At 69.9% G+C, this 26,764-nt stretch carries 21 protein-coding genes; 4 read left to right on the forward strand and 17 right to left on the reverse strand.

Features of this window, described 5'->3' with window-relative positions:
- Positions 1-176: 176 nt before the first annotated feature.
- The 6 genes from LE190_RS00225 to LE190_RS00250 form a co-directional block, all read right to left on the reverse strand.
- Complete coding sequence (locus tag LE190_RS00225) at positions 177-599, reverse strand: response regulator (RefSeq protein ID WP_225236835.1); 423 nt, start codon at positions 597-599, stop codon at positions 177-179.
- A complete protein-coding gene (locus LE190_RS00230) occupies positions 592-1,095 on the reverse strand; it encodes a GAF domain-containing protein (protein ID WP_225238019.1) in 504 nt (167 codons plus the stop codon). Before LE190_RS00230 ends, LE190_RS00225 begins: the two co-directional genes overlap by 8 nt.
- A gap of 71 nt (positions 1,096-1,166) precedes the next feature.
- Positions 1,167-1,478 (reverse strand): prenyltransferase/squalene oxidase repeat-containing protein, encoded by a 312-nt coding sequence (locus LE190_RS00235; RefSeq protein WP_225236836.1) that lies wholly within the window; start codon positions 1,476-1,478, stop codon positions 1,167-1,169.
- Positions 1,479-1,498: 20 nt separating this feature from the next.
- A complete protein-coding gene (locus tag LE190_RS00240; RefSeq protein WP_501039610.1) occupies positions 1,499-2,479 on the reverse strand; it encodes an MBL fold metallo-hydrolase in 981 nt (326 codons plus the stop codon).
- A 13-nt stretch (positions 2,480-2,492) separates the two neighbouring features.
- On the reverse strand, positions 2,493-2,861 hold the full coding sequence (locus LE190_RS00245) for a YbaN family protein (RefSeq protein ID WP_225236838.1): 369 nt from the start codon (positions 2,859-2,861) through the stop codon (positions 2,493-2,495).
- A 158-nt stretch (positions 2,862-3,019) separates the two neighbouring features.
- Positions 3,020-5,269 carry a CHASE domain-containing protein gene (locus LE190_RS00250; RefSeq protein WP_225236839.1) on the reverse strand — a complete coding sequence of 750 codons (2,250 nt, stop codon included), beginning with the start codon at positions 5,267-5,269 and terminating at the stop codon, positions 3,020-3,022.
- A gap of 240 nt (positions 5,270-5,509) precedes the next feature.
- On the opposite strand from LE190_RS00250, the gene LE190_RS00255 reads away from it, so the two are divergent.
- The 4 genes from LE190_RS00255 (at position 5,510) to LE190_RS00270 (ending at position 9,200) form a co-directional block, all read left to right on the forward strand.
- Positions 5,510-5,932 (forward strand): hypothetical protein, encoded by a 423-nt coding sequence (locus LE190_RS00255; protein WP_225236840.1) that lies wholly within the window; start codon positions 5,510-5,512, stop codon positions 5,930-5,932.
- A gap of 59 nt (positions 5,933-5,991) precedes the next feature.
- Positions 5,992-6,612 carry an LON peptidase substrate-binding domain-containing protein gene (locus LE190_RS00260; RefSeq protein ID WP_225236841.1) on the forward strand — a complete coding sequence of 207 codons (621 nt, stop codon included), beginning with the start codon at positions 5,992-5,994 and terminating at the stop codon, positions 6,610-6,612.
- Positions 6,613-6,628: 16 nt separating this feature from the next.
- A complete protein-coding gene (locus LE190_RS00265) occupies positions 6,629-7,381 on the forward strand; it encodes an anti-sigma factor (RefSeq protein WP_225236842.1) in 753 nt (250 codons plus the stop codon).
- Between the two features lie 265 nt (positions 7,382-7,646).
- Entirely contained in the window at positions 7,647-9,200 is a 1,554-nt protein-coding gene (locus LE190_RS00270; protein WP_225236843.1) for a DEAD/DEAH box helicase, read from the forward strand.
- Between the two features lie 56 nt (positions 9,201-9,256).
- On the opposite strand, the gene LE190_RS00275 is transcribed toward LE190_RS00270, so the two are convergent.
- From LE190_RS00275 to LE190_RS00325, 11 genes are all read right to left on the reverse strand, one after another.
- Complete coding sequence (locus LE190_RS00275) at positions 9,257-10,948, reverse strand: histidine kinase famiy protein (protein WP_307734635.1); 1,692 nt, start codon at positions 10,946-10,948, stop codon at positions 9,257-9,259.
- A gap of 122 nt (positions 10,949-11,070) precedes the next feature.
- Positions 11,071-13,209 carry a DUF7024 domain-containing protein gene (locus tag LE190_RS00280; RefSeq protein WP_225236844.1) on the reverse strand — a complete coding sequence of 713 codons (2,139 nt, stop codon included), beginning with the start codon at positions 13,207-13,209 and terminating at the stop codon, positions 11,071-11,073.
- 11 nt (positions 13,210-13,220) lie between these two features.
- Complete coding sequence (locus LE190_RS00285; RefSeq protein ID WP_225236845.1) at positions 13,221-15,314, reverse strand: DUF7024 domain-containing protein; 2,094 nt, start codon at positions 15,312-15,314, stop codon at positions 13,221-13,223.
- On the reverse strand, positions 15,311-15,700 hold the full coding sequence (locus LE190_RS00290) for a GtrA family protein (RefSeq protein WP_225236846.1): 390 nt from the start codon (positions 15,698-15,700) through the stop codon (positions 15,311-15,313). The genes LE190_RS00285 and LE190_RS00290 overlap by 4 nt, the downstream gene beginning before the upstream one ends.
- Complete coding sequence (locus LE190_RS00295) at positions 15,697-16,725, reverse strand: glycosyltransferase family 2 protein (protein ID WP_225236847.1); 1,029 nt, start codon at positions 16,723-16,725, stop codon at positions 15,697-15,699. Before LE190_RS00295 ends, LE190_RS00290 begins: the two co-directional genes overlap by 4 nt.
- Positions 16,722-18,662: a hypothetical protein gene (locus LE190_RS00300; RefSeq protein ID WP_225236848.1), complete on the reverse strand. Its 1,941-nt coding sequence runs from the start codon at positions 18,660-18,662 to the stop codon at positions 16,722-16,724. Before LE190_RS00300 ends, LE190_RS00295 begins: the two co-directional genes overlap by 4 nt.
- A 4-nt stretch (positions 18,663-18,666) precedes the next feature.
- Positions 18,667-20,118 carry a UbiA family prenyltransferase gene (locus LE190_RS00305; protein WP_225236849.1) on the reverse strand — a complete coding sequence of 484 codons (1,452 nt, stop codon included), beginning with the start codon at positions 20,116-20,118 and terminating at the stop codon, positions 18,667-18,669.
- Positions 20,111-23,029: a glycosyltransferase gene (locus tag LE190_RS00310; RefSeq protein WP_225236850.1), complete on the reverse strand. Its 2,919-nt coding sequence runs from the start codon at positions 23,027-23,029 to the stop codon at positions 20,111-20,113. Before LE190_RS00310 ends, LE190_RS00305 begins: the two co-directional genes overlap by 8 nt.
- 5 nt (positions 23,030-23,034) lie before the next feature.
- Positions 23,035-24,657, reverse strand: a complete 1,623-nt coding sequence (locus LE190_RS00315; RefSeq protein ID WP_225236851.1) for an FkbM family methyltransferase — start codon at positions 24,655-24,657, stop codon at positions 23,035-23,037.
- A gap of 7 nt (positions 24,658-24,664) precedes the next feature.
- On the reverse strand, positions 24,665-25,888 hold the full coding sequence (locus tag LE190_RS00320; RefSeq protein WP_225236852.1) for an ABC transporter ATP-binding protein: 1,224 nt from the start codon (positions 25,886-25,888) through the stop codon (positions 24,665-24,667).
- Positions 25,888-26,688 (reverse strand): ABC transporter permease, encoded by an 801-nt coding sequence (locus LE190_RS00325; RefSeq protein ID WP_307734637.1) that lies wholly within the window; start codon positions 26,686-26,688, stop codon positions 25,888-25,890. Before LE190_RS00325 ends, LE190_RS00320 begins: the two co-directional genes overlap by 1 nt.
- Positions 26,689-26,764: the final 76 nt, after the last annotated feature.

Here is a 26,764-nt window from a genome sequence, read left to right on the forward strand (position 1 = left end):
TCCGCCTATCTGTTCTAGTACTTTTGTACTATTCGGACGGAGAGGGCGGGGCGCGAGGCCTGCGAACCCGCATGGCGCTACTGCGCAATGGGCGGCACGATGGCCATTGAGTTGGGATGCTGACGGGCGTTCGCGCTGTTGTTCCGGCCCAACTCGGCAGCGCAGGCCAGCGCCGCTTATGCGGGGACAGTCTTGTCCCACTGCGCCTTCATTTTCTCGACCGTGTCGATCACATCCCGGACCCGGAACGGTTTGATGAGAATCCGGCTGATCCCGCACGCCCCCAGCACCTGCAACAACTCCGTATTGCACGACTCCACCAGCACCGCGATCGGCATCGAGGCTGCGCACGCACACCCGCCCGAGCGGATCTGCTGGATCAGGGTCAGGCCCCGGTACCCGTCCTCCGGCAAGGGCCATTCCACCGCGATCACCGCGGCGTCGAAACGGCGCCGGCTGCTCATCTGGTGCCCCGTCTGGTAAGTGGCCGCCTCCGTCACCTCGGCCGTGCCAAGGCTGCGCAAGGTCAGCGCCACGGTGCGCCGCAGCAGGTTGTTCGGCTCCACCAGCAGGATGTCGAAGCCTTCCACGCTATGCATCGGTGGTGGCCTCCGGCGCCGTCAGGGCCAGCACGGTCAGGTCGCGCAGGCTGCTCAGGATGGCCTGCCCGACCGTGTCGAGCGTGCGTGGCCGGGTGTCGATCAGGCACAGGGTGCCGATCGCCAGGCCGTCGCGGCAGACCAGCGGCGCGCCCGCGTAGAAGCGGATGTGCGGCGGGCCCGACACCAGCGGATTGTCGTGGAAGCGCGCGTCGAGCAGGGCGTCCGGCACCAGCAGGATCTGCCCGCTGTGCAGCGCATGGGCGCAGAAGGAAATGTCGCGCGGCGTCTCGCAGGCCGCCAGGCCGACGCGCGCCTTGAACCATTGGCGTTCGCTGTCCACCAGGCTGATCAGGCAGATCGGCACCTCGAATTCGCTGGCCGCGAAGGCGACGATCTTGTCCAGCCGCTCCTCGGGCGGGGTGTCGAGCAGCAGCAGGGCATGGAGCAGCGCAAGGCGTTGCTGCTCATTGTCGGGAAGGGACGGCTTGATCATCGGCGGCACGGTAGGTTCTTTATATGCCGCAACAATAACCGATGTTGACGCGGCTCGACAGTGGGACGGGATCAGGATCCGCCGCCCGCCTTGCGGCTGTTCAGCCAGTCGCGCCCGCCCGCGTCCAGGGCCCGTGTGATCACGTCCGCCGGCAGGCTGTACACCGTGGCCCAGGTGGCGCGTCCATCCACGCTATTCGATGGAAAGCTCTCGGTCTCGATCGGCCAGTGGTACTTGCGCTTGAGCGCGCGCACGATGGCGGCCAGGGTGATGCGGCCGCGCAGCGGTTCGCTGCCTGCCTGGTCTTCGTTCGACAACAGCACGGCCAGCACGGCGCCGCGCGCGGTGTTCGGTCCGGGGAATACAGGGGTCTTCTTGGGCATGCCCCGATTGTAGCCCGGGCCTAGGGCAGCGCGCGCAGGCTGCCGTCCCGCGCGAGCGCATAACCGGCCAGGTCGCGCGCCAGCGCCAGCGTGCCGGTGTAGTGTGCACGCGCTTCGCGCTCGATGTCGTCCAGGCCGGGGGCGCCGCCGTGGTCCTTGTCCTCGGCGCGGTCCTGGTAGCGCGGGCTGAAATGGGTCAGGATCAGGTTCGGCACCCCGGCCTCCTGCGCCATGCGCGCCACCATCGCGGCCGAGCTGTGCTGCGGGCCGGGGCCGACCTTGCGCAGCACCTCCTCGGTATAGGTGGCCTCGTGCACCAGCAGGTCCGCGCTGGCGGCTTCCTGCGCCAGCAGTGCCGGCCGGTCGTTGTCCCCGGCGATGATGAGCTTGCGCGGGCGGCGCGGCGCCAGCAGGTAGTCCCCGGCCGTCACCGCGCGGCCATCCGGCAGCAGTACGTCGCGGCCTTGCTGGATCTCGCCCCAGGCCGGCCCGGACGGGATGCCGCCGGCGCGCAGCTTGCCGATGTCGAGCCTGCGTTCGACGGTCGCCTCGGTGAAGCTGTAGCCGTAGCAGGCGATCCGGTGCGAGAGCGCCGTGGCGCGCACCCGCATATCGGGCAGGACCTCCACGTGCGGCAGGTCTTCCAGCGCCACCCACACGATCGGATAGGGAAGCGTGAGCTGGCTTGCCTGCATGATGCACTCGATCATGCCGCGCAGCGGTGGCGGTCCGACGATCGTCATCGGCTCGGTGCGGCCCAGCATGCCGGCGCTGGCCAGCAGGCCGGGCAGCCCGTAGCAGTGGTCGCCGTGCAGGTGGGTGATGAAGATCGCGCGCAGGCTCACCGGCGACAGCCGGGTGCGCAGCAGGCGGTGCTGGGTACCTTCGGCGCAATCGACCAACACCCAGTGCTTCGCGCCTTCGCTGCGCAGGGCGGTTGCCGTCATGTTGCGGCTCCGGGTCGGGGTGCCGGAGGAAGTGCCGAGGAACTGGATTTCCATTGCGGGGTAGCAGTCAGGGGGCGCGGCGCCGGGTCGGCACGAAGCGCCACAGGTAGAGGCTGACGCCGGCGCCCAGCACGGCCAGCATGGCCGGCAGCGCCATGCCGCCCACGCGCCCCATCGCCAGCAGCAGCGAGGTCCACAGCATGACGGTGGCGAGGATCTTGGCGCCCAGCGGAATGCCGAGCCCAGCCTCGAAATCGCGCAGGTAGGGGCCGAGCACGCGGTGCGACAGCAGCCAGCGGTGCAGGCGCTCGGAGCCGCGCGCGAAGCACCACGATGCCAGCAGCAGGAAGGGCGTGGTGGGCAGCAGGGGCAGGAACAGGCCCAGGATGCCCAGGGCCAGCGCCAGCACGCCCGCCAGGTTGTAGAGCGGTTTCATGGGTTCACTCTAGCATGCAGGAGCAGGCAGGAGAAGGCAGGGGACGGCAAGGGAAGGGCGGGCGAGGCCTGCGCAACGGTGAAATAATAATTTAAAAATAACAATAAAATGAAAGAATATTTCATGATGCGCTGCGAGCGCACCTGCCGGCCAGCTGCTCAGTGCAGGGCCGCCGCCGGCGCCGGCGCCGGCGCCGATGCCACATGGCGCGGCAGGTAGATCGTCACCGTCGTGCCCTGGCCGGGCGCGCTGGCCAGGCGGATGTCGCCGCCGCTCTGGCGCGCGAAGCCGTGCGCCATCGACAGGCCCAGGCCCGTGCCCTTGCCCTCCGGCTTGGTGGTGAAGAAGGGCTCGAAGGCGCGCTCCATCACGTCCTGCGGCATGCCGTGGCCGTGGTCGGCCACCGCCACCGTCACGTAGTCGCCGGGCGCCAGGTCGGCGTCGCCCTCCACGTGCACGTTGCCGAGCGTGAGCACGATGCGCCCATTGCCGTCCATCGCGTCGCGCGCGTTGATCACCAGGTTGAGCAGCACGTGTTCGAGCTGGTTCGGGTCCACCAGGGTTGGCCACAGGTCGGGCGGCACCCGCTTTTCCAGGGTGATGTGGTCGCCCGCCGCGCGCTGCACCAGGCTGTCCATGCGTTCCAGCAGGGCGTCCACCTGCACTTCCAGCGGATGCAGGGGCTGGCGGCGCGCGAAGGCCAGCAGCTGGCTGGCCAGCTTGGCGCCGCGCTCGACCGCGTCGAGGATGCTGAGCAGGCGCTTGCGCTGGCTGGCGTCGGTGCGCAGGATCAGCTGCACGTTGGCGCTGATGATGTGCAGGATGTTGTTGAAGTCATGCGCCACGCCGCCGGTCAGTTTGCCCACCGCCTCCAGCTTCTGGGCGCGCGCCAGGGCCTGGCGCGCTTCGATCAGGCCCTGCTGGCGCTGCTGCTCGCGCGCTTCCGCTTCCTTGCGCTGGGTAATGTCGCGCACGAAGGCGGTGGCGCCGAAGCCCTCGCCGACGGGCAGCCGCGCCACCGTCACCTCGGCCGGGATGCGGCGGCCCGCGCGGTCGAGCACCCGCAGTTCGGTCGGCGCGCCCAGCATCGCGCAGCCGCCGCCGCGCGCGTAGGCCGCGAAGGCGGCGCGGAAGGCGGCGCGGGCCGGTTCCGGCAACAGTTCGGCGGCGTCGCGGCCGATGGCCTGGGCCGCGCTCCAGCCGAACAGCTGGCTGGCGCCGGCGTTCCAGTCGGTGATCCGGCCGCCGGCATCGACGGCGACGAAGGCGTCGGGCGCGTTTTCCAGGATCACCTGGATGCGCTTCTGCTCGGCGGCGATCTGGTCGTGCGACTGGCGCAGCTCGAGCGTCATGGCCTGCGCCAGCTGCAGCGCCCGGCGCCGCTCGCTGGCCAGCAGCCACACCACCACGCTCAGCATCAAGCCGAGGCCGAGGCCGGTGATCGCCACCAGGCGCGGACGGGTACTGTCCAGGCTGGCCTCGAGGGCCGCGCTGGAGCGCATGCTGATGGTCCAGGCGCGCCCGCCCGGCAGCACCTGGGCGCTGGCGCTCAGCCGGGCCCGATGGCCGGAAGCGTTCGGCGAGCGGTACAGCAGGCTGCTGTCGCCGGCCGGCTCGCCGTCGTGGATCTCGATGTCGAGGTCGGTGGAATGGGCGCCGCCCAGCCCCCGCATCAGGTCGTCCATGCGGAAGGGCGCGTATACCCAGCCGACGATCGCCGCGCGGCGCTGCTCGACGGTGCCGGCCAGCTGGCCGGCCCGGTACACCGGCAGGTACATCAGGGCGCCGGCCTGCGGGCGGCCGGCACCGCCCGTAGCGTCTTCCTGCACCAGCACCACCTTGCCGCTCAGGGCGGCCTGTCCGCTGTCGCGCGCGCGTTCCATCGCGGCGCGGCGCACCGGCTCGCTGTACATGTCGTAGCCGAAAGCGCGCAGGTTGCGTCCGCCAAAGGGCTCGATGTGGGTGATCGCGGTATAGGTGGCGCGCGCGTCCGTGGGGCGGATCCGGTACTCGGGAAAGCCCTGGCGCCGCATGGCGGCCTCGTGCGCGGCGAGGCCGCCGGCCGGCACGATGGTGGCGATGCCGAGCGCCTCCATGCCGGGGAATGCTTCGTCCAGGCGCAGCAGCCGGTAGTAGCGCTCCCACGCGGCCTGGTCGAGTTCGACCGATCCGCGCAGGAAGCCGCGCGCCCCGCGCAGCACCTGTTCATAGACCGCCATCCGGCGGCCGATGCTGAACACCATGTCGCGGGTGCGGTAGTCGAAGGTCTCGCGCAGCTGGCGCTCGGCGGTGCGCTGGGCGCTGGTCCAGGCGGCGAAGGTCGCCACCGCCGTTACCAGGAACACCAGCATCGCCAGCAGCAGCGGCAAATGCCCGGAACCGGGCAGGGGAATGCGGCTGCTGGGCACGGCAGGAGGCTGGGACTGCGGCATCGCTTGGAACGCGCGGGGGCGTGATGGGCCAGGTTGATCGGAAACGCGCGGAAAGACGGTAGGATACGTGTCCTGGCTGTGTCAGGGCGCACGCCACTTTGCGCGTTTGGCAATAGTATTATCTCTCATAATTATTTCAATGCAATTTCATGATGTGTTAGCACGCTTGCTTGCAGGCGTACGGGCGCCGTACCGCGCATGAGACCGACTCCTGCGATGGGATCCTTGCTGCGGCTGCACTGGCCACTGGCGCTGCCGGGCGGCGTGCTGGCGCTGGGCCTGCTATGGGGCATGCTGGCGCCGCTGCGCGGGGGCAGCCATGAACTGCCGCTGGAGCTGGGCACGGCGCACGCCCCGCACACGCTGCGCCTGACCCTGGGCGTGCAGGATGTGCTGTTGCTGCGCAATGCCGGCCGCGTGCCGCTGGTATGCGGGCCGGTCCAGCTGGCGCCGGGCGCCGACATGCGCCTGCCGGTGGAGGCACCGGGCGAGCAGCGCATGTCCTGTCCGGCGCTGCCCGGCGGCAGCCTGCTGCTGCGCGTGGTGCCGATGCCCGACCCGGGCTGGGACCGGCTGCGCTGGCGGCTGGACAGCCTGTCGGAGGCGATCCGGACCCTGCCGGTGCGGCGTCCGGAATAGCGGGATCTTCGGCGCCAATCGTGCTGCCATCCCGCCTGCGATTCTGTCATCATGGGATCATGTCGACGATTTCCTTGCCCTTGTTCCCGCTCAGTACGGTGTTGTTTCCGGACGGGGTGCTGCCGCTGCAGGTGTTCGAGGTCCGCTACCTCGACATGATCAGCCGCTGCCTGACGGAAGACCTGCCCTTCGGGGTGGTGCTGCTGACCCAGGGGCATGAGGTGCGCCAGCCGGAGGGCGAGCCGGAGCGCTTCGCCGCCGCCGGCACCATCGCTTCCGTCACCGAAACCACCACCGCCTCGCCTGGCCTGCTGCAGGTGCTGTGCCGTGGCGGTGCGCGCTTCACGGTCGTGACCGCCGATCAGCGCCTGAACGGCCTGTGGATGGCCGAGGCCGAACTGGTCGAGGGCGACCAGGCGGTCAAGGTGCCGTCCGAACTGCAGGGCGCCGCCGACGCGCTCGACCGCGTGCTGTCCTCGCTGCACGACGTGCCGCGCCACCGCTGGCCGGTGCAGCCGCCATTCCGCCTCGACGATTGCGGCTGGGTGGCGAACCGCTGGTGCGAACTGCTGCCGCTGCCGAACCAGCAGAAGCACCAGATGCTCATGCTCGACAATCCCGTGATCCGCCTGGAACTGCTGCATGACGTGCTGGACGAACATGGACTGATCACTTCCTAGCCTTGCGTGTGCCGGAATGACTTTCTCGGACGACCTCCTGATAGCGTACATCAACGGCGAGCTCGCCGCGCCGGCCCGCGTGGCGGTCGAGCGCGCCCTGCAGGCCGACCCGGTGCTCGGCGCCCGCATCGCCCAGCTGCGGCGCGAAGGCGGCCGGCGCATCCACATCCTGAACGTGTCGGCGAACGGCCACGACGGACGCCAGCAGCGCGCGCCGCCGCCCGGTGGCGCCAAGGTGGTGCACCTCGATGCCGTACGGCCGGGGCGCGCCATGGGGCCGCCGCCGCAGCCGCGTACCGGGCCGCCGGCCTGGACGCTGCGCCACTGGCTGGCACTCGGCGCGGCGCTGCTGTCGGGGGCTGGCGCCGGCATCCTCGGCTGGCAGGCGCTGCGGCCCGATCCCGGCCTGGTCATGCTGGAAGCGGGCGACGGCGCCCTGGTGGCGCGCGGCCGCCTGCTCGACGCGCTCGGCAACCAGCTGGCCAACCCCGGTCCGTCCGAGACCGGGGTGCGCATCGGCATCAGCTTTGTGGCCCGGGACGGCGGCTATTGCCGCAGCTTCGTGGTCCATACCACCGCCGGCCTGGCCTGCCGCAAGGGCGGACGCTGGACGATTCCGGTGCTGGTCCAGCCGCATGCCGGCGCCGCCTGGCTCGACGGCAGCAGCCTGCCGCCCGCGGTGCAGGCGGCGATCGATGCCCGCATCGCCGGCGCCGCCCTCGATCCGGCCGCCGAGCGCGCGGCCCAGCAGCGCGGATGGATGCCCTGAGCGGGCCGGCCTTTGCCCGGCATGCGCGGTACCGAAACAGGACCTTATATACAGGGGGGGCGATTTCAGGTATCGTGTAGCCCGCTAAAGTGCCTCTACGTCCGCCCAGCCGTGCCCCCCGGGGCTTGCGGCGCCTTCGCGGACATCGCGGTCCGGTCGCCGGTCCGCCGTCCCATCTGGAAGCTTCCAGCGCAGCCGATCCGGGCCGTGCAGGCGTGCCCGCAGGCGGTGCCGTAGAGCTAACGAAATACTGTCCAACAAGAATATGTCTGATATCCAGAATACGCCCGCCAGCGCGGGCTCGGCCGACGAGGCCGACATCACCCTGGCGGCGCCCGTCGAGCAGGTCAAGGCCGACGAAGCGCCGACCGTGCGCTTCGCCGACCTCGGCCTGGCGCCGGAAATCCTGCGCGCGCTGACCGACCAGGGTTACGAGCACCCGACCCCGATCCAGGCCAAGGCGATCCCGCTGGTGCTGCAGGGCCGCGACGTCATGGGCGCGGCCCAGACCGGTACCGGCAAGACCGCCGGTTTCTCGCTGCCGATCATCCAGCTCCTGATGGCGCATGCCAACAGCAGCATGTCGCCGGCGCGCCACCCGGTGCGCGCGCTCGTGCTGACCCCGACCCGCGAGCTGGCGGTGCAGGTGGCCGACAACGTCGCCGCCTACGCCAAGCGCACGCCGCTGCGTTCCACCGTCGTGTTCGGCGGCATGGACATGAAGGGGCAGACCACCATCCTCAAGGGTGGCGTCGAGATCGTCATCGCCACGCCGGGCCGCCTGCTCGACCACGTCGAGCAGAAGAACGTCAACCTGTCGCAGGTGCAGATGCTGGTCATGGACGAAGCCGACCGCATGCTCGACATGGGCTTCCTGCCCGACCTGCAGCGCATCATCAACCTGCTGCCGAAGCAGCGCCAGAACCTGATGTTCTCGGCCACCTTCTCGCCCGAGATCAAGAAGCTGGCGAACAGCTTCCTGAACAACCCGGTGCTGATCGAAGTGGCGCGCAGCAATGCCACGGCCGACAGGGTCACGCAGGTCGTGTACAAGGTCGACGAGGAGCTCAAGCGCGACGTGGTCGAGCACATCATCCGCGAGCGCAACCTGAAGCAGGTGATCGTGTTCTCGAACACCAAGATCGGCGCCTCGCGCCTGTCGCGCCACCTGGAGCAGAAGGGCATCAAGGCCTCCGCCATCCACGGCGACAAGACCCAGCAGGAACGCATGGCAGCCCTCGACGCCTTCAAGGGAGGCGCGATCGAGGTGCTGGTCGCCACCGACGTGGCCGCGCGCGGCCTCGACATCTCGGACCTGCCCTGCGTGATCAATTACGACCTGCCCTACAACGCCGAAGACTATGTGCACCGCATTGGCCGCACCGGCCGCGCCGGCGCCTCGGGCGACGCGCTGTCGGTGTACTCGGACAAGGACGAGCGCCTGCTGGCCGACATCGAGAAACTGATCAAGCAGACCATCAAGCGCGGCGAACTGCCGGGCTTCGTGGCGCCGTCGAGCCGTCCGCACGGGGCGCGCGAAGGTGGCCGCGAAGGTGGACGCGAAAGCGGCCGCGACTTCGCTCGCGACGGCGAACGCCGTGGCCGCCGCGAGGATGCCCCGGCGCGCACCGACCGTGCGCCACGCAGCGGCGGCTATGGCCCGACGCCACGCCGCGAAAAGGTCGATCCGTGGTTCCTCAAGCCCTACGAGCCGTCCAGCGCGGCGCGCAAGGAAACCGTCACGCCGACGCCGGCGGCCAAGCCGGGCAAGCAGAAGCTGGCTTTCCTGCTGGGCGGCGGTCCGCGCAACAACCCCTGAGGCGCTTGCAGGGGCGCAGGGTGGGCAATGCCGCTCGGGCAGCTGCTATCTGACCCTTAAGCCGCCCTGGGCGGGTGCAGGGCCGCCTGCACCCGCTCCAGCAGATCCTGGTGCTGGTAGGGCTTGGCCAGCACATCCAGCGAGCGGTCGCGCGCCCCGCGCGCCGGCAGCTCGTCCATGTAGCCGGTGGTCACCAGCACCGGCATCCCGGGCTGTGCCGCGTGCACCTGCTCGATCAGTTCCAGCCCATTCATCCCGCCCGGCATGATCACGTCGGTGAACAGGAGGTCCACCGCTTCCCGTTCCAGCAGCTCGAGCGCGCGTTCGCCGCTAGGCGCCGACAGCACCTCGTAGTCGGCCGCCGCCAGCATGGCCTCGGCCAGTTCGCGTACGTCCTCGTTGTCTTCCACCACCAGGATGCGGCACTTGCGGTCCGGGGCACAGGGCGCCGCCGCGGGGCGCCCGCCACCGGCGCCCTCGTGCCTGGCGTGCCGGTCCGCCGGGAAGATCATGCGCACCAGGGTGCCGCGGCCGGGCTCGCTCTCGATGTCGAGCCGTCCGTGCGACTGCTGCACGAAGCCGTGCACCATCGCCAGGCCGAGGCCGGTGCCCATGCCCTTGGTGGTGAAGAAGGGTTCCGTCGAGCGCTTGAGCACGTCGGGCGCCATGCCTTCGCCCTCGTCGCGGACGCAGATCGCCACGTACTCGCCCGGCGGCAGCCGGCTGGCCGCGCGCCGTGTCTCGTTCACCACCGCCGTGCCCACCGTGACCACGCCACCGTCCGCCATGGCGTCGCGCGCATTGATCACCACGTTGAGCAGCGCCATCTCGAGGTAGGTCGGGTCGATCGAGCAGGCGGGCAGGCCGGGACGCAGGTCGAGCCGTAGTTCGACCTGCTCGCCCAGGGTACGCACCAGCATGTCGGAAAAGTCCAGCACCAGCGTGTTCAGGCTGACCTGCCTGTGCTCCAGGCGCTGCTTGCGTGCAAAGCTCAGCAGCTGCTGGGTAAGCTTGCCGGCCTGCATGGTGGCACGCTGGGCGCGCCGGATCGGTTCAGCCGCCGCGGTCTGGCCGGCCACCAGCAGGGCCAGGTCGAGGTTGCCGTTGATGACCTGCAGCAGGTTGTTGAAATCGTGCGCCATCCCGGCCGAGAGCTGGCCGATGGCTTCCATCTTCTGGGCCTGCAGGTTCGATTCCAGCATGCTGCGGCGCTCGGTGATGTCCATCTGCGAGGCGAAGAAATACAGCAGCTTGCCTTCCTGGTCGAAGATGGGGCCGATGAACAGGGCGTTCCAGAAGGCCTCGCCGTCGGCCTTGTAGTTGAGGATGTCGACCGCCACCGCGCGCTCTTCCTGCAGCGCGCGCCGCACTTCGGCCACGGTGGCGCGGTCGGTGTCCGGGCCCTGCAGGAAGCGGCAGTTGCGGCCGATGACCTCCTGTTCCCGGTAGCCGGTGAGGTCGAAGAAGGCGCCGTTGGCGAAGACGATCGGATTGTCTTCCTTGTTGGGGTCGGTGACGACCATCGGCATGCGCGTCATCTCGACGGCGGCGAAGAAGATGTTGCCGCGTTCGTCCAGCCCGCCGTGGCCGATGTAGCCGGCCTGCCAGTGGTGCATGCCCGCGCCGCCGGTCGGCGAGATGGCATTGCCTTCGACTTCGCCGACCGCCTGCACGCCGGCGCTCTGGCCGCCGCCCTGCACGTCGCGCGGCCTGCCGCGCTGTTCCTCTTTGTCCGATCCTGTCGCCATCGTGTGTCCCGAGCAATGGCCGCAAGCGCGGCCGGTTCCGGGCTCACTCTAGCCGCGTGCGGCCAGGCATTCCGTACGTGAGCGCACACAGCGGCCGGGCCAGCCGCAGCGCTTGATCCCGGCTAACGCGCGGCCTCGACCCTGGCGCTGCCGTCGGTGATGACGATCTCGCCGATGCCGATGCCGAGCGGGCGCGTATCGCCGGGCTGGCCGCGCTCGGCCGGGGACACCGGCTGCGGCACCTCGATCGCCAGCGTGCGGGCCGTGCCGTCGGTGTCGAAATGCAGGGCGAACTCGCGCATGTGCCAGCCGACCCGAAACTCCTTGGTGACGCCGCCGACGCGGGCCTGGAAAGGCAGCTGGGCGTTGACGTCATAGGCGCGTGCATTGAACAGCACGCCCACCCGGCGCGGCAGCGGTCTGGCGAAATGGAACACGACCTGCTTCGCGTCCGACCAGCGGCCCCATGGCTCGATGCGCGACAGGCCCTCGATGCCGGTCAGCACCGCCGGGTCGGGTGGCAGCGCCAGGTTGATCCGGCTCAGCGTGGTTCCCGGATCGGGCAGCCGCACCACCGAGTACCAGGGCGTGCGCTGCAGGGTCAGGACCTCGTCCGGCACCGTGAAGTCGCCCAGCAGGACCATCCATTTCTTGTGCAGCGGCAACTGGTATTCAGCCAGCGGGCCGAAGCCCTCGTAGCTCAGCAGCGTCGTGTCGGGGTGGTCGATGTGGAACTGGGCGCGGATCATCAGGCTCAGGTCGAGGCCGGCGATCACGACATCGCCGCGCTCGGCCGCCGGCACATGCTCGCGCGTGAACACGGCCGCCATGTCGGTCGGGGTGGGCGTGCGCAGGGTCGCCAGGTGGCGGCCCACGCCCTGGTAGCTGGCCGCATAGGCCGCCGGCAGGGCCAGGCATACGAACAGCAGCGGGGCCAGCCGCGTTCCTGCCCAGCCGGGCAGCCGGACGCTTGCCGCCCAGCCCAGCAGCAGCAGGAGCTGCAGGCCGACCAGGATGCGGAAGGACTTGCCGGCCAGGTTGATGCCGAAGATGTCGGGACCGTCCACCACGTTCATGGTATAGCCCTGCAGCCGGCTCAGCGCGAGCAGCAGGGTCGCGCCCAGCAGCGCCGCCAGCACCCAGCGCAGCCACGGGTGGCGCGGCCCGGCCGTGGCCTGTCCCGGCGCCACCGCGGCCGCGGCCACCACGGCCAGCAGCGGGAACACGAAGCTGTAGTAGCGCAGGTGCAGGCGAAAGCCCTCGCGGCTGCCGGGCACGTGCAGGCCGGCCGTGTACATCACCGTCAGGCCGGCGGCCGCGCCCAGCATCAGCAGGGTGTACAGGTGCAGCAGTTCGCGCCGTGCGGTGGCGGGGGCGTGCGCGGCAGCCGCCTGCGCGCCGCGCCAGGACAGCAGGCGCGCGCCCAGCGCATGTCCCAGGATCGCCAGCGGCAGGCCGTACACCAGGGCCAGCGTCATCAGGTGGCCGCGCGCGTTCACCGAGGCCGCCGCCAGCAGGGCCAGGCGGTCGACGCCCAACTTGGTCGACTCGTAGAAATAGCCGAAGATGCTCAGGCCGTTCTTGCCGGCGAACACATAGCCGAGGCCGAACTTGAGCGCGAAGGTGAGTACCGCCGCCAGCGCCGCCATCGCCAGGCCGCGCAACAGCCAGGCACCGCCGCGCTGGTGGCTGGCCAGCAGCAGGAAGGGGCACAGGGCGGGCAACAGGAACAGGGCATGCACTTTTACCAGGCTCATCAGGCCGAGCACGGCGCCGCTGGCCAGCGCCTGCGTTGACGGGCGCCAGTCGCCGCCCGTCAGCGCGACCCAGCTCAGCACGCAGAAACCGAAGTAATACATGGTCTCGGGCATGAAGTAGGCGGTGAAGGAGTTGAGCGGCGCCAGCGTGCTCAGTAGCGCGACCGCGGCCGCCAGCGGCTTGCCCGCGTAGCGGCGGGCGATCAGGTAGACGAAGGGAGCGGCGCCGATGAAAAAGGCCAGGTTGCCAAGGCGCACGCAGTCGAGGAAGCCGGTGCCGCAGGCGCTGCTGGCGCCGAACAGCCACAGGTAGAGATAGGACGGCAGCATCGAGTCGGCCAGTGGCGTCAGGCGCGACATCTTGCTGTAGTACCACTCGTCGGCGAAGACGGAAGGCTGCAGCCCCGTATTGCGCTGGTAGAGGAAAAAGGCGACGCCGGCCAGGACCAGGGCCAGCAGCAGCGGCCAGGCCAGCTCGCGCGCGGCCGGGCGGGACGTCGTCATGGGCTGGTCTGTCATGGCGCGCTGGTCCTTTCCTCGATGCGCAGGCGGGTCAGCGAAATGCCCAGCTCGCGCGTATCGGTGGAGTTGCCCAGTTCGCTCGGGCGCTTCGGATGCGGCACCTCGATGACCAGACTCTGCTGGCGGCCGTCGGTGTCCAGGTCGAGCACGACTTCGCGCGCTTCCCAGGGCAGGCGGAAGCTGGCCTCGGCTTCGCCCGCGCGCAGCACGAAGGCTTCGCCGATGTTGGGGCCGAAGGCGCCGGCGGTCAGCACCACCGTCAGGCGCGCCGGCAGCGGCCGGGCGAACCGGAGTTCGATCCGCTTGCCTTCCGACCAGCGGCCCCAGGGCTCGACATTGGCCAGCCCGCTGGCGGCCTGCACCAGCTGATTCGGGCCGGGCGCGACATTGAAGGCATACTCGCCGATGCGGCTGCGCTGCGGGCGCGGCAGCTTGACGACGGCGAAGCCGTCGCCGGCCACCGTGGGCTGCAAGCCTGGCGGCAGCCCGTGGCTGCCGACCGCCACCAGCCAGCGCGCGCCACTGGGCAGGCGGTAGGCTTCGACCGGGGCGCCATCGGGCAGGTCGAGCAGGGTCAGTTCCGGGGTGTCGATGTAGAACTGGGTGCGGAACAGGTCGGCGCCATTCGCGACGATCATGGTGTCGCCGCGCTCGGCCAGTGGAATCGCGTCGCGCGCGGCGAGGCCGGCGCGGTCGGCCGGAGCGGGGGCCGCCAGGTGGCCCAGGTAGGTGCGCACCTCGACGTCGGTCAGGTGCAGCGCCAGCGGCAGGGCCAGCAGCACGAAGCCCCAGGCCGCGGCGCGGCGCCAGCGCAGCCACGCCACCAGCAGCAGGGCCTGCAGCAGGAACAGGGTGATCACGAGCGGTTCGCGCTTGACCAGGGCCGTGAATTCCGGACTGTCGGTGATGCGCGGATCGAAGCCGGGCAGGCGGATCCAGGCCCCCGCCAGCAGGGCGCCCAGCAGCACGACGATGGCCGCCCGCAGCAGGCGGCGCACCGGCTTGTCGTCCTGCGCGCGGGTGGCTGCGGCGCCCACGACCAGCAGCAGCGGCAGCGCGAAGCTGTAGTAGCGCGAGTGCAGCCGCAGGCCCTCCAGCGGCCCGTCGTTGGCGATCGAGGCGGTGTACAGCACGGCCAGGCCGAGGGCCGAACCGAAGCTGAGGGCGGTGAACACGGCGAGCGGCCCGAGCGGATCGGCGGCGCGGTAGGTGGCGGGGCGCAGCAGCGCGTGCAATAGCGCCGCCAGCGGGAAGGCCAGCAGCACCGCCAGCGCCATCGCATGCCCGCGCGCGCTGACCGAGGCCGGGAACAGGCGTGACAGCAGGCTGTGCTGCGAAGCCGAGCTGGCGCCGGCGCCATAGAAGGCGCCGAACAGGGTCAGGCCGTTTTCGCCCGCCAGCAGCCAGCCGAGCAGGAGCTTGATGGCGGCGGCGGTGAGCGCCGCCAGCAGCGCCGCGCCGACTCCGTGTGCCAGCCAGGGCTGGCGGGTCGGCTGGGCGCGGCTCCAGGCCGCGTACACCAGGAACAGGCACAGGGCAGGCAGCAGGAACACGGCATGCACTTTTACCAGGCTCATCAGGCCAAGCACGGCGCCAGCGGCCAGCGCGTGATGCAAGGGGCGCCAGGCCATGCCGGCCAGCGCCACCCAGGCCAGCACGGCGAAGCCGAAGAAGTACATCGATTCCGGCATGAAGAACGTGGTGTACAGGTTCAGCGGCGCAAGCAGGGCCAGCAGGGCCACGGCGCAGGCCAGCGGTGCGGGCACCACGCGCCGCGCGACCAGGTACAGGAAGGGCGCGGCACCGACATGGAACAGCACGTTGCCGATGCGCGCGCAATCGAGGAAGCCAGGGTCGCAGGCGCTGCTGGCGCTGAACACCAGCAGGTACAGGTAGGAAGGCAGCACCGCTTCGGACAGCGGCACCAGGCGCGCCATCTTGCTGTAGTACCACTCGTCCACGAATACGCCTGGATACAGGCCGAGCGTGCGCTGCATCAGGTACCAGGCCACCAGGGCCATGCCGGCGGCCAGGAACAGGGCGGGCAGGCGGCTGCGCGCCTGCTTGTCGATGACGGACTGCGTCATTTGAAGATCCAGTATTTGCCGAGCAGGAAGCCGTTGACCGTCACCAGCGGCAGCGACAGCAGCTTCCCGGCCAGCGGGTTGCCCAGCGTGGCCTGGGCCAGCGCGACGCAGCCCAGGGTCAGGAGGTAATTCAGGCCCACCAGGCACAGGTAGCGCGCCAGGCTGCCCGGATTGGCCGAAGCGGAAAAGGTCACGCCGCTATGGAAGGCGAAGTTGACCAGCAGGCCGGCGGCGAAACCGGCGCTGGCCGCTGCCGTGTAGTGCATGCCCGCCTGCAGCAGCAGCTGCAGCAGGCCGATGTCCACCAGGGCGCTCAGCACGCCGCCGGTGACGTACAGCAGGAACTGGCGCGAGGCGAATTTCGAAGCGATCCTGGCCGGGCTCATGGCGTGCTGCGGTACAGGGTCTTCTTGTGCAGCGGACGGCGCGGCACCGAGGCCACGTCGTGCGCCAGGAAGGCCAGGATCAGCTGCACGCCCATGATCACCGGCAGCGCCGCCAGCATCACGGTGCCGGCCGGGGTCTCGACGTGCGAGCGGGCCGAGGCGATCCAGTGCGACAGGCCGTAGCCGGCGCCGAACAGCGTGAGCAGCACACCCAGCGGCAGCTCGATCGAGGCCACCGACATGTTGCGCAGGTAGTAATTGTAGAAGATGCGCTTGCCGAAGTTGCGCACGTGCTTGGTGAAGAATTCGGTGACGATCTTCGAGATCTTGAGGTTGCTGACCTCGTCGCCGTACACGGCGTCCATCGGCACGTCGGCCACCACCGCGCCCAGGATGTTCAGGCGGAACAGCATGTCGGATTCGAAGAAGTAGCGTTTGCTGATCTTCTCGAAAGGCAGGTAGCGCGCGCAGTCGGCGTGGATCGCGGTATAGCCGTTGGTCGGGTCGAACAGGTCCCAGTAGCCGGAAGACAGCTTGGTCATCAGCGACAGCACGGCATTGCCGAACAGGCGCAGCGGCGGCATCGCGCCCAGGCGCTCCAGGTTGAAGAAGCGGTTGCCCTTGGTGTAGTCGGCTTCGCCGGCCAGGATCGGGCCGATGAAGGCGGGGATCAGGCTGCCGTCCATCTGGCCGTCGCCGTCGATCTTGACCATCACCCTGGCGCCGTCGGCGATGGCCGCGCGGTAGCCGGTCATCACGGCGCCGCCCACACCCTGGTTCTCGGCGTGTTCCAGCACCACCACGCGCGGATCGACGCAGTGCTCGCGCACGAAGGCGCCGCTGCCGTCCGGGCACTTGTCGTCGACCACGTAGATGCGGGCGACTTCCGGGCCGATGCCTGCGATCACGCCCAGGATGTGGCGCGTCACCTTGTAGCTGGGGATCACGACCGCGACCGCGTCGGCCGCGTCGCGCGAGGCGGGGGTGAGGGGATGGTTCACGGGAAGGTTGTCGGGAGCGTTCATGGTTTGCCAGGAAGTTGACGCACGCTGATCTCGCGCAGGAAGAAGGCGAGCGGGCGCGGGTCGCCCGGACCGGGCGCCTGCGGCGTGGCGTGTTCGAGTTCGATGTCGAGGGTGGCCGCGCGGGCGGCCGGCGGCAGCGGGAGCAGGCCGGCCTGGTCGAGCGCCTGCCAGCCGAGGTCCTGGCCGTTCACGACGACCCGGGTCTGGCGGTTCGGCGCCAGGTAGTGGCCGGCGATCAGGAGGGACTCGGCCGGGCCGCCTTCGAGCCGCAGGCGCACGCGCGAGCGGGTGCCGAGCGACCAGGCGCCGTTCCAGCCCGGACCGTTCGCCTCCAGCGTGCTCCAGCCCGAAACCAGCGCGGCGGCCGTGCCGGTCTTGAAGGCATCGTACTGGAAGCTGCGCTGCGGCTGGCTGCCGGCCACGCAGCGCAGCGGGCCATCGATGTAGCGCCAGCCGTAGGCGCTCGGCGTGACCGGCAGGTCCGGCGCCAGGCGCGCGCCCTGGCCGCACAGCTGCGCGTCGAGCTGCAGGTTGGACGCGTGCACCAGGGTCTTCACGGCCACGCCCTCGCGCTGCAGCACGTAGTGCTTGTCGGGCTGGATGTAGTTGTCGTGGTTGCCGGCGCGCTCGGCGAAGATCTCCGGTTCCGGGTGGTAGTACTGCGGCGCCCAGGTCAGCATGCGCACCGCGGCCGGGCTGAAATGCACGTAGTCGTAGCGCTGGGCGTGCAGCATGGCCACGGCCTGGATCGCGGCCAGGCCGGCCAGCACCACCTGCAGCCCGGCCGGCCAGCGCGGCAGGCGGCGCAGCAGCACCAGCAGCGCGAACACGAGGGGCATCGCGGCCCAGAAGGCATAGCGCATCACGCCGGCCGCGCCGGAATTCCAGTTCAGCACGGCCAGCGCCGGCAGCGCCAGCGCCAGCGTCAGCAGCGCCGCCAGCAGCAGCGCGCCGCGCGCCCGTCCATCCGCGCGCGGCCGCAGCACCAGCACCAGCAGCGCCAGCACCAGTCCCGGCACGCCGATGATCATGCCCTGGTTCAGGTCGAAGTAGAACGAAGCCAGGCGGGTGGCGCCGACCAGGGCCGGGTCGGAGAACAGCTTCGCGATGATGTTGGGCACGCCGAACTGCCACAGGTTGAACAGCGGCGGCAGCGCGAACAGCGCGGCGCCGGCGGCCAGGCCGGCCAGGTTGCGGCGCGTGAGCTGGGCGCGCAGGTTGGCGCCGAAGCCCAGTGCGCGGTCGTAGTCGAGCCACAGCTTGAACAGCGGAGCGAACACGAAGAAGAACACGATGGTCGGGTTCTGCTGCCCGGCCAGTCCGGCCAGCAGGCTGCCGGCGACCGGCGCGCCGCTGGCATACAGCAGCAGGCCGGCCAGCAGGCAGGCGGCGCTGACGCATTCGGGGCTGCTCCAGTGCAGGTAGAGCACGCCGCCGCACAGCATGAACAGGCCCAGGCCCAGCCAGGCCTTGGCTTCCGACCCGAAGAAGCGGCGCAGCGCCAGCGCCAGCGCGAACACGGCCAGCAGGTTCACCGCCTGGAAGGCCTTGAAGGGCGGGATGCCGAGCGCCTCGAACAGCTTGAAGGGACCGGCCGCCAGCAGCGAGTAGCCGAAGTAGTGGACCGGGAACACGCTGCCCTCGCGCCCGCGCACGAAGGCGGCGTAGAGCTTCTGCTCGCCGGCGCGCATGCCCTGTTCCAGCAGGTCGAAGGGCTCGGTGAACATGCCCGGCAGCAGGGCGCGCACGCGCGCGATGTCTTCTAGGCGGATGTCGGGCGAGCCGTGGTCGGCGATCGCCACCGTGGCCAGCGTGTACTCGACCACGTCGCCGCCGTAGTAGGGCTTGTACGTGGCCAGCAGCGCGGCCAGCGCCAGCGCCACCAGGAGCGGGAAGCGCCAGGCCGGGGTAGGGGAGAGAGAGGCGGGAGTCTGCATGGATTCAGAAAGTGGCGAGGAGGGCGAGGGCGAGGCAGCAGGCCACGACGACGAGGCTGGTCCGGTCCTTGCTGACGTACAGCACCGGGTCTTCGTTGACCTGGCCGCGGAAGGACAGCACCCACAGGCGGCCGAGCCAGAACACCAGCAGCGGCAGGATCCCGGCCAGCCAGGCCGGGTTGCGGTACAGGTCCAGCACACTGCCGGAATTGAAGTACAACATGAACACCAGCACTGACAGGAAGGCGCTGTTCACACCCATCATGGCCACCGGCATCCAGTCCTCGACCGTATAGCCGCGCCCGCGGGTCTTGTCCTTGCCGCGCTGCTGCAGGTTGACCAGTTCGCTGTGGCGCTTGAGCAGGGCCAGGCTCAGGAACACGAAGAAGGAAAACGCCAGCAGCCAGAACGAGGGCGCGATGCCGGTGGCGGCGGCCCCGCCCAGCACGCGCAGGCTGTACAGGATGGCGAGCGCCACGATGTCCACCATCAGCAGGCGCTTCAGGACCAGCGAATAGGCGAGGGTGCTGATGAAGTATACGCTGACCGCGGCCAGCAGCAGCAAATCGAACGAGGCGCACAGCAGCAGCGCGCCGATTGCCAGCAGCGGGCTGGCGCCCAGGGCCAGCGGCAGCGGCAGCGCGCCGGCGGCGATCGGGCGCGTGTGCTTGGTTGGATGCACGCGGTCGTCCTGGGCGTCGAGCGCGTCGTTGAGCAGGTAGGCGCTCGAGGCGCACAGCGAGAACGCGAGGAAGGCCACCAGCGAGGCCGTGAACGCGGGCAGGTCGAGCGCATGGCCGGCCAGCATCGGCACGAACACCAGCAGGTTCTTCAGCCACTGGCGCGGGCGCAGGGCCTTGAACAGGGCCGGCAGCGGATGGGCGCGCACGCTGCCGCAATGGCGAGTGCTGCGCCCGTCCGCCAGGCGGAAGGGTCGACGGGTCACCGACAGCGCCTCGGCGCAGTCCAGCCACACCGGCAGGTCGGCGCGCGCGTTGCCGAGGTAGTCGTAGCCCTGGGCGCCATACAGGCCGGTGAGCCTGCGCGCCTTGTTGTGGGAGGTGAGATTGATGCCGTCGCCAGTGGCCAGCACCAGGTCGAACAGGCCGAGGTGGTCCGCGACCTGCTGCGCGAAGCGCTGCTGGCTGCCGGTGGCCAGCACCAGCGTGCGTCCGCGCGCGCGCTCGGCGCGCAGCAGCTCCAGCACCGCCGCGTCATAGGGGAGGGCGGCCGGGTCGAGCGCGACCGCGTTCGCCAGCTTCGCCTTGAAGCCAGCCTTGCCCGCCAGCAGCCAGAATGGGAGCAGCCACGCGCGCAGCAGGTGCTGCTTGAGGAACAGCACGATCGATTCCCACAGCAGGTCGGAATGGATCAGGGTGCCGTCGAGGTCGACGACCAGCGGGCGCGCAATTCCAGGCACCCGGGCCGCGGCCAGCGCGCCGCCGGGCTCACGCATCGGGCGCATCGGTGCCGGGCAGCACGCGGTACCACTGCTGGCGCACTAGGCCGTCGAGCACCTGCTGCGCGCTCTGGTCCCAGGTCAGCCAGGGCATGCCGGTCGATTGCGGGGCCTGGCCGGCGCGCTGCAGGTCGAGCCAGGCGGCAATGGCGTCGGCCAGGTCGCGCGGCGCCAGGCCGTCGAAGTAATAGGCATGTTCGCCCGCCACTTCGCGGAACACCGGCAGGCTGCGCGCGATGATCGGGATGCCGTGCTGGGCCGCCTCGATCAGCGGCAAACCGAAACCTTCGCCTTCCGACGGCGACAGCAGGGCCGCAGCGCCGCCGTACAGCTTGAGCAGCATCTCGTCGGAGATGCCGTTCATCCAGAACAGGCGGCGGCCCGCTTCCGGATGCGCGGCCATGCGCTCGCACAGCTTTTCCATCATCCAGCCCTGCTTGCCGACCACCACCAGGTTGACGTCCACGCCGCGCTCCCACAGCAGCTCGAAGGCGTCCAGCGACTGGGTATGGCCCTTGCGCGGCTCCACCGTGCCGACCATCAGGAAGCTGGGGCGCTGCTTGAGGGCGGCCAGCACCTGGTCGGCGTCCGGCGGCAGCCCGAAGCTGGGCGCGCTGGCGTCGATGTCGGCGCCGAGATGGAAGTGGCCGAGCCTCAAGGGAGCGCGGCGCTGTAAACCCTGGCTGGCGATCCAGGCCGCCAGTTCGTCGGCCACTGCGCGCGAGATGCACAGCACGCCGTCCGAGACCTTGTGCACGGTGCGCAGGAAGTCGCCGAAGTACTGCTCGGTGCCGAAGGGGAAGACGTCCGGGCGCAGCATCGGCAGGATGTCGAACACCACGAAATAGATGCCGACGCCGCGGTCGCGCATCGACAGCAGCAGCTGTTCGTTCTGCGAGGTGCCGTTGGTGAACAGGTCGAGTCCGAAGAACACGTCGCCCGGGCGCAGCTCGACCGGCGCGTCTTCCATCAGCAGCGCGCCGTTGTTGCCCTCGCCGACCATCTGCAGGCCGAACTGGCGCGCGTACTGGTAGCTGCGGTTGCCGCCGTGCGAATACACCGGCTCGATCCGGAAGCCCGGCGGCGGATCGGCGATGAGCGACAGCAGGATGCTGCGCACCACGCGCTGGATGCCGGTCTTGAGGTCGGACTGCACCACCGCCGAGACGTCCACCAGCAGCTGGCGCGGCGCCTGGGGCGCGCGGTTGAAGGCGATCGCGGCGGCCAGGGGCGGCAGCTGGTGGTCTTCGAAGTGGGGCGCGCAGGCGCGCACCACCTTGCGGTAGCTGCTGGCGCGGCCCAGGCGCGCGCAATCCTCGATGGCCTCGGCATACAGGCGGCCGACGTGGGCCGGCGCGTGTTCGCGCGCCATGTGCGCCAGCGCGCGCGCCGCCAGTTCCGCGCGCAGCGCGGGTTCGCCGCGCAGGCGCGCCAGCGCGGCGGCCAGCTCCTCGCGGCTGAATGCATCGGGCAGCTTGAGCAGCAGCGTGTCGTCGATCGAGGCGGTGGAGCCATGCGCGTTGACGATCGTCGGAATGCCGTACAGCAGGCAGTCGAGCACCGAGGCCGAGGTCTCGCCGCGGGTCGAGGTGCGCAGCTGTACCGCGCAGTCGCTGGCGGCCAGGTAGTCGGCGTAGGTGGCGGCGTCGACGAAGCCGCTCACCTTGATGCGCTGCGCGGCCGCGCTGGCGCCGATGGTGCGCACCAGGCCGGCGCCGTACAGGCCGGGGTCGTTCTCGCCGACGAACACCAGGCGGCAGCGCGGGTCTTGCGCCAGCGGCGAGGCCAGGAAGGCATCCAGCAGTTCCTCGTTGAGCTTGGTGCGGCCCAGCATGCCGAAGCTGGTCACCAGGAAGTCGTCCTCGGCCAGGCCCAGGCGCGCGCGGGCGGCGGCGCGCGCCTCCGGCAGCGCCGTCGCATCCTGGCGGCCGCGCAGCAGCGGAATGGTGCGCCAGCCCTCGGCCGCGCCTTCGCCATACCAGCGGGTGGCCAGCGCTTTCGAAAAATCGGCGTGGACGATGACGCCGTCCGCGCTGTCGAGCACGCCCTTGTTGACCGGGAAGGCCCAGATCGCGGGGTTGCGCCCCTCCTTGCGGTGGGCCAGCAGGCCGGTGTAGCCGTGCGATTCGTACAGCGCCTTCATGAAGCCGTTAGGCAGGTAGGCTTCGCGCTCCAGGTTGTCGAGCACGCCGGACAGGTAGAAATCGTGCAGCACGACGATGCCGGGCACCTCGCGCAGCAGTTCGAACATGTGCTGGTGCGCGTGAGAATTGCCGACGTGGTAGAGCACGCGCTCGCAGCTGTCCGCATGCGCGCGCAGCCAGTCCGGACTGCGCAGCGGATAGCCGTCGAGACGGCGGTCGCTGGACTGGACCTGGTCCTGGTCGACCACCAGCTCGATCTCGTAGTACTTCGCCAGTTCCGGTATCAGTTCCGCGCTGTAGTCGGCGATGCCGGAGCGGGCCGGCGGCAGCGGCGACACATAGGCCAGGCGCGACTTGCGGCCTACGGGCGCGGCTACTGTTTCGGCGGCGGTGGCGGCCAGCTGCGCCAGCAGGCGGCCGGCGTCGGCCGTGGCCGGGTCGCAGGCGAGTACGGGAAACGGCAGGCCAGTGGCAGGGGCGGTGGCGGCAGGCAGCAGCACGACGTCCGGCGCCATGCCGGCCAGCGCATGTTCGCGCAGGGCGGCGCGCGGCGCGCCCGTGGCCGGCAGGTCGAAGGCACGCACCTGCACCGGCAGTTCGGCACAGGCCAGGCGCAGGGTCTGCAGCCAGTCGGCGTCGGCCAGCGGGGCGGCGATCACCAGCCGCATCGGAGGCACAAGTTCGCTGCCCAGCGCCTGGGCCAGCTGGAGGGCGGCGGACGCGTCGTGCGCCGCCAGGTCGAGGAAGTCGAAAACGATACGCATGCTGGTCAACCGGCTGGACGGGCGGGGTGGCTGGCGCGGGCGCGGCGCAGGTCGGCCATGGCCGTGCGCACCGAGACCGGCAAACCCTTGAATTCATCGGGAACGGCGGCCGTCACGGCGGCCACGGCGGCGGCCATCTGCGGCGCCGCCACCGGGTCGGGCGCGGCCTGCCTGATCGCCGACAGCGAGGCGCTGACGCGCTGGCCCAGGCGCGGGTAGCGCAGCAGGACCGGGATCAGGAGCCGGCGCAGGCGCTCGTTGCCGGTAATGCGGTTGAGCGCGCGCCGCACCAGTGCGGACGGGCGCTGCCGGCGCAAGTGGTGTACCAGCAAACCGGCAGCGCGCAGCGGCGCCGTCAGGCGCCAGGACGTGCTGGCGCGGGTGGCCAGCAGCTCGCGCTCGATGCCGTGCGCCCATTCGCTCAGGTGGTGGCTGCTGGCCAGGGAGTCGGCCAGCGCGGCCTGCAGGGCGGCCTTCTCGGCCTCGGCCTGGCTGCGGATTGACGTTTGCTCGGCCAACGCCTGGGCGCGCAGGGAGGTCTGCTCAGCCTCGGCCTGGCTGCGCAGCGCGGCCAGTTCGGCCTCGGTGCGCACGCGAAGCTGCTCGGCCTGCTCCTCGGCCTGGCGCGCCGCGTGCTCGGCATTGAGCGCCGCTTTTTCCGCTTCTAGCCGGCCGCGGTCGGCGGCCGCCAGCCCGAGTTCGGCCTGGCGGCGGTCGTGCTCGGCCTGGCGGCGCGCCAGTTCGGCTTCGCGCCTTTCCTGGTCGGCCTGGCGCCTTTCCTGCTCGGCGCCGTCCGCGCGCAGCAGGGCGTGGTCGGCTTCCTTGCGCAGCTGTTCGGCCTGGCGCGCGGTGGTGTTCACGGCCACCGCCAGTTCGGCCGCATGGCGCTCGGAGGCGCGCAGGGCCTGGGTCAGCTGTTCGCCCGCGGCCCAGGCCTTGTCCAGGTGGTGCGAGATGTAGTCGTCGAACACGTTGGGCGGCAGCCTGAAGGCGTCCAGCAGGTCGGCGTGTTCCTCCGCCACGTAGTAGCGGTTCAGGCCGTCGAACCAGGCGTAGCGGTAGCGCTGGCCGGTGACCAGGCCGTCCCAGGCTTCGTGCATGCTGTCGCGGCCGTTGGGCAGCGTGGCCTCGATCACCAGCACCCACGGGCGCCAGCGCGCGAAGTCCATCCCGCGCAACACTTCGCCCTCGAAGCCCTCGACGTCGATCTTCAGGAAGTGGATCTCGCCCTGCACGTATTCCTCGCACACCGAGGCCAGGGTGCGTACCGGCACCGTGATCTCGGCCACCTCGTGGCCCTCGGCGCGGTGCATCTCGGCCACCGCCTTGTCGGGCGAGGCCCAGCCGCGCACCTGCGGCGTGTCGTACAGGGTCAGCTCGCCGTTGCCGCTGCCGGCCGCGATGGCCAGGTTGATGTCGCGCGGGCGCTGTTCCAGGAAGGCGCCGTGGAAGGCGGGCAGCGGCTCGATGCTGATGCCATGCCAGCCGGCGTCGTAGAAGGCCTTGGTGACCGAATGCTCTTCCGGATCGTTGGCGCCGACGTCGATGTAGAAGCCGTTCTTCACGTGTCCGAGGGCACGCCACAGCAGCACGTCTTCGCCGTTCTGGGAATAGGATATGAAGCTCATGGGTCGATCAGGTACGTTGGATGTCGATGGCCGGGTCCAGCCAGGCCGAGCCCTCGAAATGGGGGCGGCGCATGTTCATCACGGTGAACACCAGCGCCAGGTCGCGCCATTCGTAGTTGTTCACCAGGTGGGTCTCGGTGCTGACGATCGCGGTAGCCACCGAATAGGTGCCGGGGCCGAGGTTCATCGGGAAGGCGAAGCGGTACACCACCTCTTCCCCTAGCGCGACGTTCTCGAGCGGCAGCCCCTTCAGGTGGGTATTGGTGCCGTACATCGGCTGGCCGAGGCGGTCCTTGATCATGTAGCCGAGCACCATGCGCGGGATCGGGGCCTTGACCTTCACCTTCACTTCCAGGGTCACGGCCGCGCCCACGTCCACCACCTCGACCCGCTGGCCGTTCTCGTCGAGCAGGGCGATGTCGCCCACGGTCGCCTCGCCGGTGCCGGAGATGGTCTGGACCTTGCCATCGTCCGTGGCGTTCTGGCGCACGGTCTCGTTTTCCCGCTCGGCGATCATGGCGTTGTAGTAGTCCATGATCTCTTCCGGCTTGCCCGCGCGCGCCAGGCGTCCGCCATCGAGCAGGATGGCGCGGTCACATACCGACTGGATCGCCTGCTTGTCGTGCGAGACCAGCAGCAGGGTGGTGCCCTCCTTGCGGAACTGGCGGATGCGGTCAAACGACTTGTGCTGGAAGTAGGCGTCGCCCACCGACAGGGCTTCGTCGACGATCAGGATGTCCGGCCGGCGCGCGGTGGCTACCGAGAACGCGACCCGCATCTGCATGCCGCTCGAGTAGACCCGCACCGGCTGGTCCATGTACTCGCCGATGCCGGCGAAGTCCTCGATCTGCGGCATCAGGCGGCTGATCTCGTCCACCGTCATGCCCAGCAGCTGGCCGGCCATGTAGACGTTCTGGCGCCCCGTGAAATCCGGATGGAAGCCCATGCCCAGTTCCAGCAGCGCGGCCACGCGGCCCTGCATCCACACGGTGCCGGTGGTGGGTTGCGTGGTGCCGGTGATGAGTTTCAGCAGCGTGCTCTTGCCGGCGCCGTTGATGCCGATCAGGCCCACGGCTTCGCCCGGCGCGACCTGGAAGCTGACATCGGTGAGTACCCACTTGAGCTGGTGGCGCGGCCCGCGCAGCGGAAGCAGCCACTCGGCCAGGCGCGACCAGCGCGTCGGGTACTGCTTGTAGGCCTTGCCCAGCTTGGAGACGACGATCGTGCCCATCAGAGTTCGTCCACCATTTCGCCGGAGCGCTTGCGGAACAGGCGCAGGCCCAGGATGCACAGCAGCAGGGCCAACAGGCCGGCCGGGATCAGGGCGTTCCAGTCGGGCAGGCGGCCTTCGACCAGGATCGACTGGTGGGCCTGCACCACCGCCGCCATCGGGTTGTAGATGAGGATCGGGCGGGCCGCTTCCGGCAGGATGCTGGCCGGATAGACGATGGGCGTGAGCCAGAACCAGAACTGCATCGCGATGGTGACGAACTGGCCGACGTCGCGGAAGAACACGTTCAGGATGCCGCTCACCATGCCCAGGCCGATGGCCAGCAGGATCTGCAGCAGCAGCACCGGGATGATGGCGAAGAACACCATGCCCGGAAAGTTGCCGGACACGAGCAGGAACACGAGGAACAGGCCGAAGATGATGCCGAAGTTCACCAGGGCGTTGAGCACCACGATGATCGGCAGGCAGATGCGCGGGAAACTGATCTTCTTGATCAGGTTGGCCTGCTCGAGAAACATGTTCTGGCCGCGCGAGACGATCTCGGCGAACAGGCCCCAGGTGAGGATGCCGGCGCACAGGTAGATCGAGTAGGCGGCCGTCGAATCGTTGTTCGGCAGCTTGGCACGCATGACCTCGGAAAAGATCACGGTGTACACGAGGATCATGGCAAGCGGGCTGAGCACCGACCAGACGGCGCCCAGCATCGCGTTCACGTATTTCGACTGGAATTCGCGCTTGACGCTGCCCAGCACGAAACCGCGGTAGGCCCAGAGCCCACGCAGCATCAGTGGCGAGATCATGGGGCGGCCCGCGCTGGCAGCGCCCCGGCAAGGTGCGTCAAGGTTGTCAACATGTGGAATGGCTGAGCCGGATGAA

This window comes from Massilia hydrophila, assembly GCF_020208145.1.
Lineage (GTDB): Bacteria > Pseudomonadota > Gammaproteobacteria > Burkholderiales > Burkholderiaceae_D > Telluria > Telluria hydrophila.

Excerpts from the sequence above, each read along its gene's own strand:
- LE190_RS00235 (WP_225236836.1), bottom strand. The coding sequence starts at position 1,478 with ATGCCCAAGAAGACCCCTGTATTCCCCGGACCGAACACCGCGCGCGGC.
- LE190_RS00260 (WP_225236841.1), top strand. The coding sequence starts at position 5,992 with ATGTCGACGATTTCCTTGCCCTTGTTCCCGCTCAGTACGGTGTTGTTT.
- LE190_RS00320 (WP_225236852.1), bottom strand. The coding sequence starts at position 25,888 with ATGGGCACGATCGTCGTCTCCAAGCTGGGCAAGGCCTACAAGCAGTAC.
- LE190_RS00305 (WP_225236849.1), bottom strand. The coding sequence starts at position 20,118 with ATGCGTGAGCCCGGCGGCGCGCTGGCCGCGGCCCGGGTGCCTGGAATT.
- LE190_RS00245 (WP_225236838.1), bottom strand. The coding sequence starts at position 2,861 with ATGAAACCGCTCTACAACCTGGCGGGCGTGCTGGCGCTGGCCCTGGGC.
- LE190_RS00290 (WP_225236846.1), bottom strand. The coding sequence starts at position 15,700 with ATGAGCCCGGCCAGGATCGCTTCGAAATTCGCCTCGCGCCAGTTCCTG.
- LE190_RS00285 (WP_225236845.1), bottom strand. The coding sequence starts at position 15,314 with ATGACGCAGTCCGTCATCGACAAGCAGGCGCGCAGCCGCCTGCCCGCC.
- LE190_RS00275 (WP_307734635.1), bottom strand. The coding sequence starts at position 10,948 with ATGGCGACAGGATCGGACAAAGAGGAACAGCGCGGCAGGCCGCGCGAC.
- LE190_RS00255 (WP_225236840.1), top strand. The coding sequence starts at position 5,510 with ATGGGATCCTTGCTGCGGCTGCACTGGCCACTGGCGCTGCCGGGCGGC.
- LE190_RS00310 (WP_225236850.1), bottom strand. The coding sequence starts at position 23,029 with ATGCGTATCGTTTTCGACTTCCTCGACCTGGCGGCGCACGACGCGTCC.
- LE190_RS00225 (WP_225236835.1), bottom strand. The coding sequence starts at position 599 with ATGCATAGCGTGGAAGGCTTCGACATCCTGCTGGTGGAGCCGAACAAC.
- LE190_RS00300 (WP_225236848.1), bottom strand. The coding sequence starts at position 18,662 with ATGCAGACTCCCGCCTCTCTCTCCCCTACCCCGGCCTGGCGCTTCCCG.
- LE190_RS00315 (WP_225236851.1), bottom strand. The coding sequence starts at position 24,657 with ATGAGCTTCATATCCTATTCCCAGAACGGCGAAGACGTGCTGCTGTGG.
- LE190_RS00280 (WP_225236844.1), bottom strand. The coding sequence starts at position 13,209 with ATGACGACGTCCCGCCCGGCCGCGCGCGAGCTGGCCTGGCCGCTGCTG.
- LE190_RS00230 (WP_225238019.1), bottom strand. The coding sequence starts at position 1,095 with ATGATCAAGCCGTCCCTTCCCGACAATGAGCAGCAACGCCTTGCGCTG.
- LE190_RS00325 (WP_307734637.1), bottom strand. The coding sequence starts at position 26,688 with ATGATCTCGCCACTGATGCTGCGTGGGCTCTGGGCCTACCGCGGTTTC.
- LE190_RS00265 (WP_225236842.1), top strand. The coding sequence starts at position 6,629 with ATGACTTTCTCGGACGACCTCCTGATAGCGTACATCAACGGCGAGCTC.
- LE190_RS00270 (WP_225236843.1), top strand. The coding sequence starts at position 7,647 with ATGTCTGATATCCAGAATACGCCCGCCAGCGCGGGCTCGGCCGACGAG.
- LE190_RS00295 (WP_225236847.1), bottom strand. The coding sequence starts at position 16,725 with ATGAACGCTCCCGACAACCTTCCCGTGAACCATCCCCTCACCCCCGCC.
- LE190_RS00240 (WP_501039610.1), bottom strand. The coding sequence starts at position 2,479 with ATGGAAATCCAGTTCCTCGGCACTTCCTCCGGCACCCCGACCCGGAGC.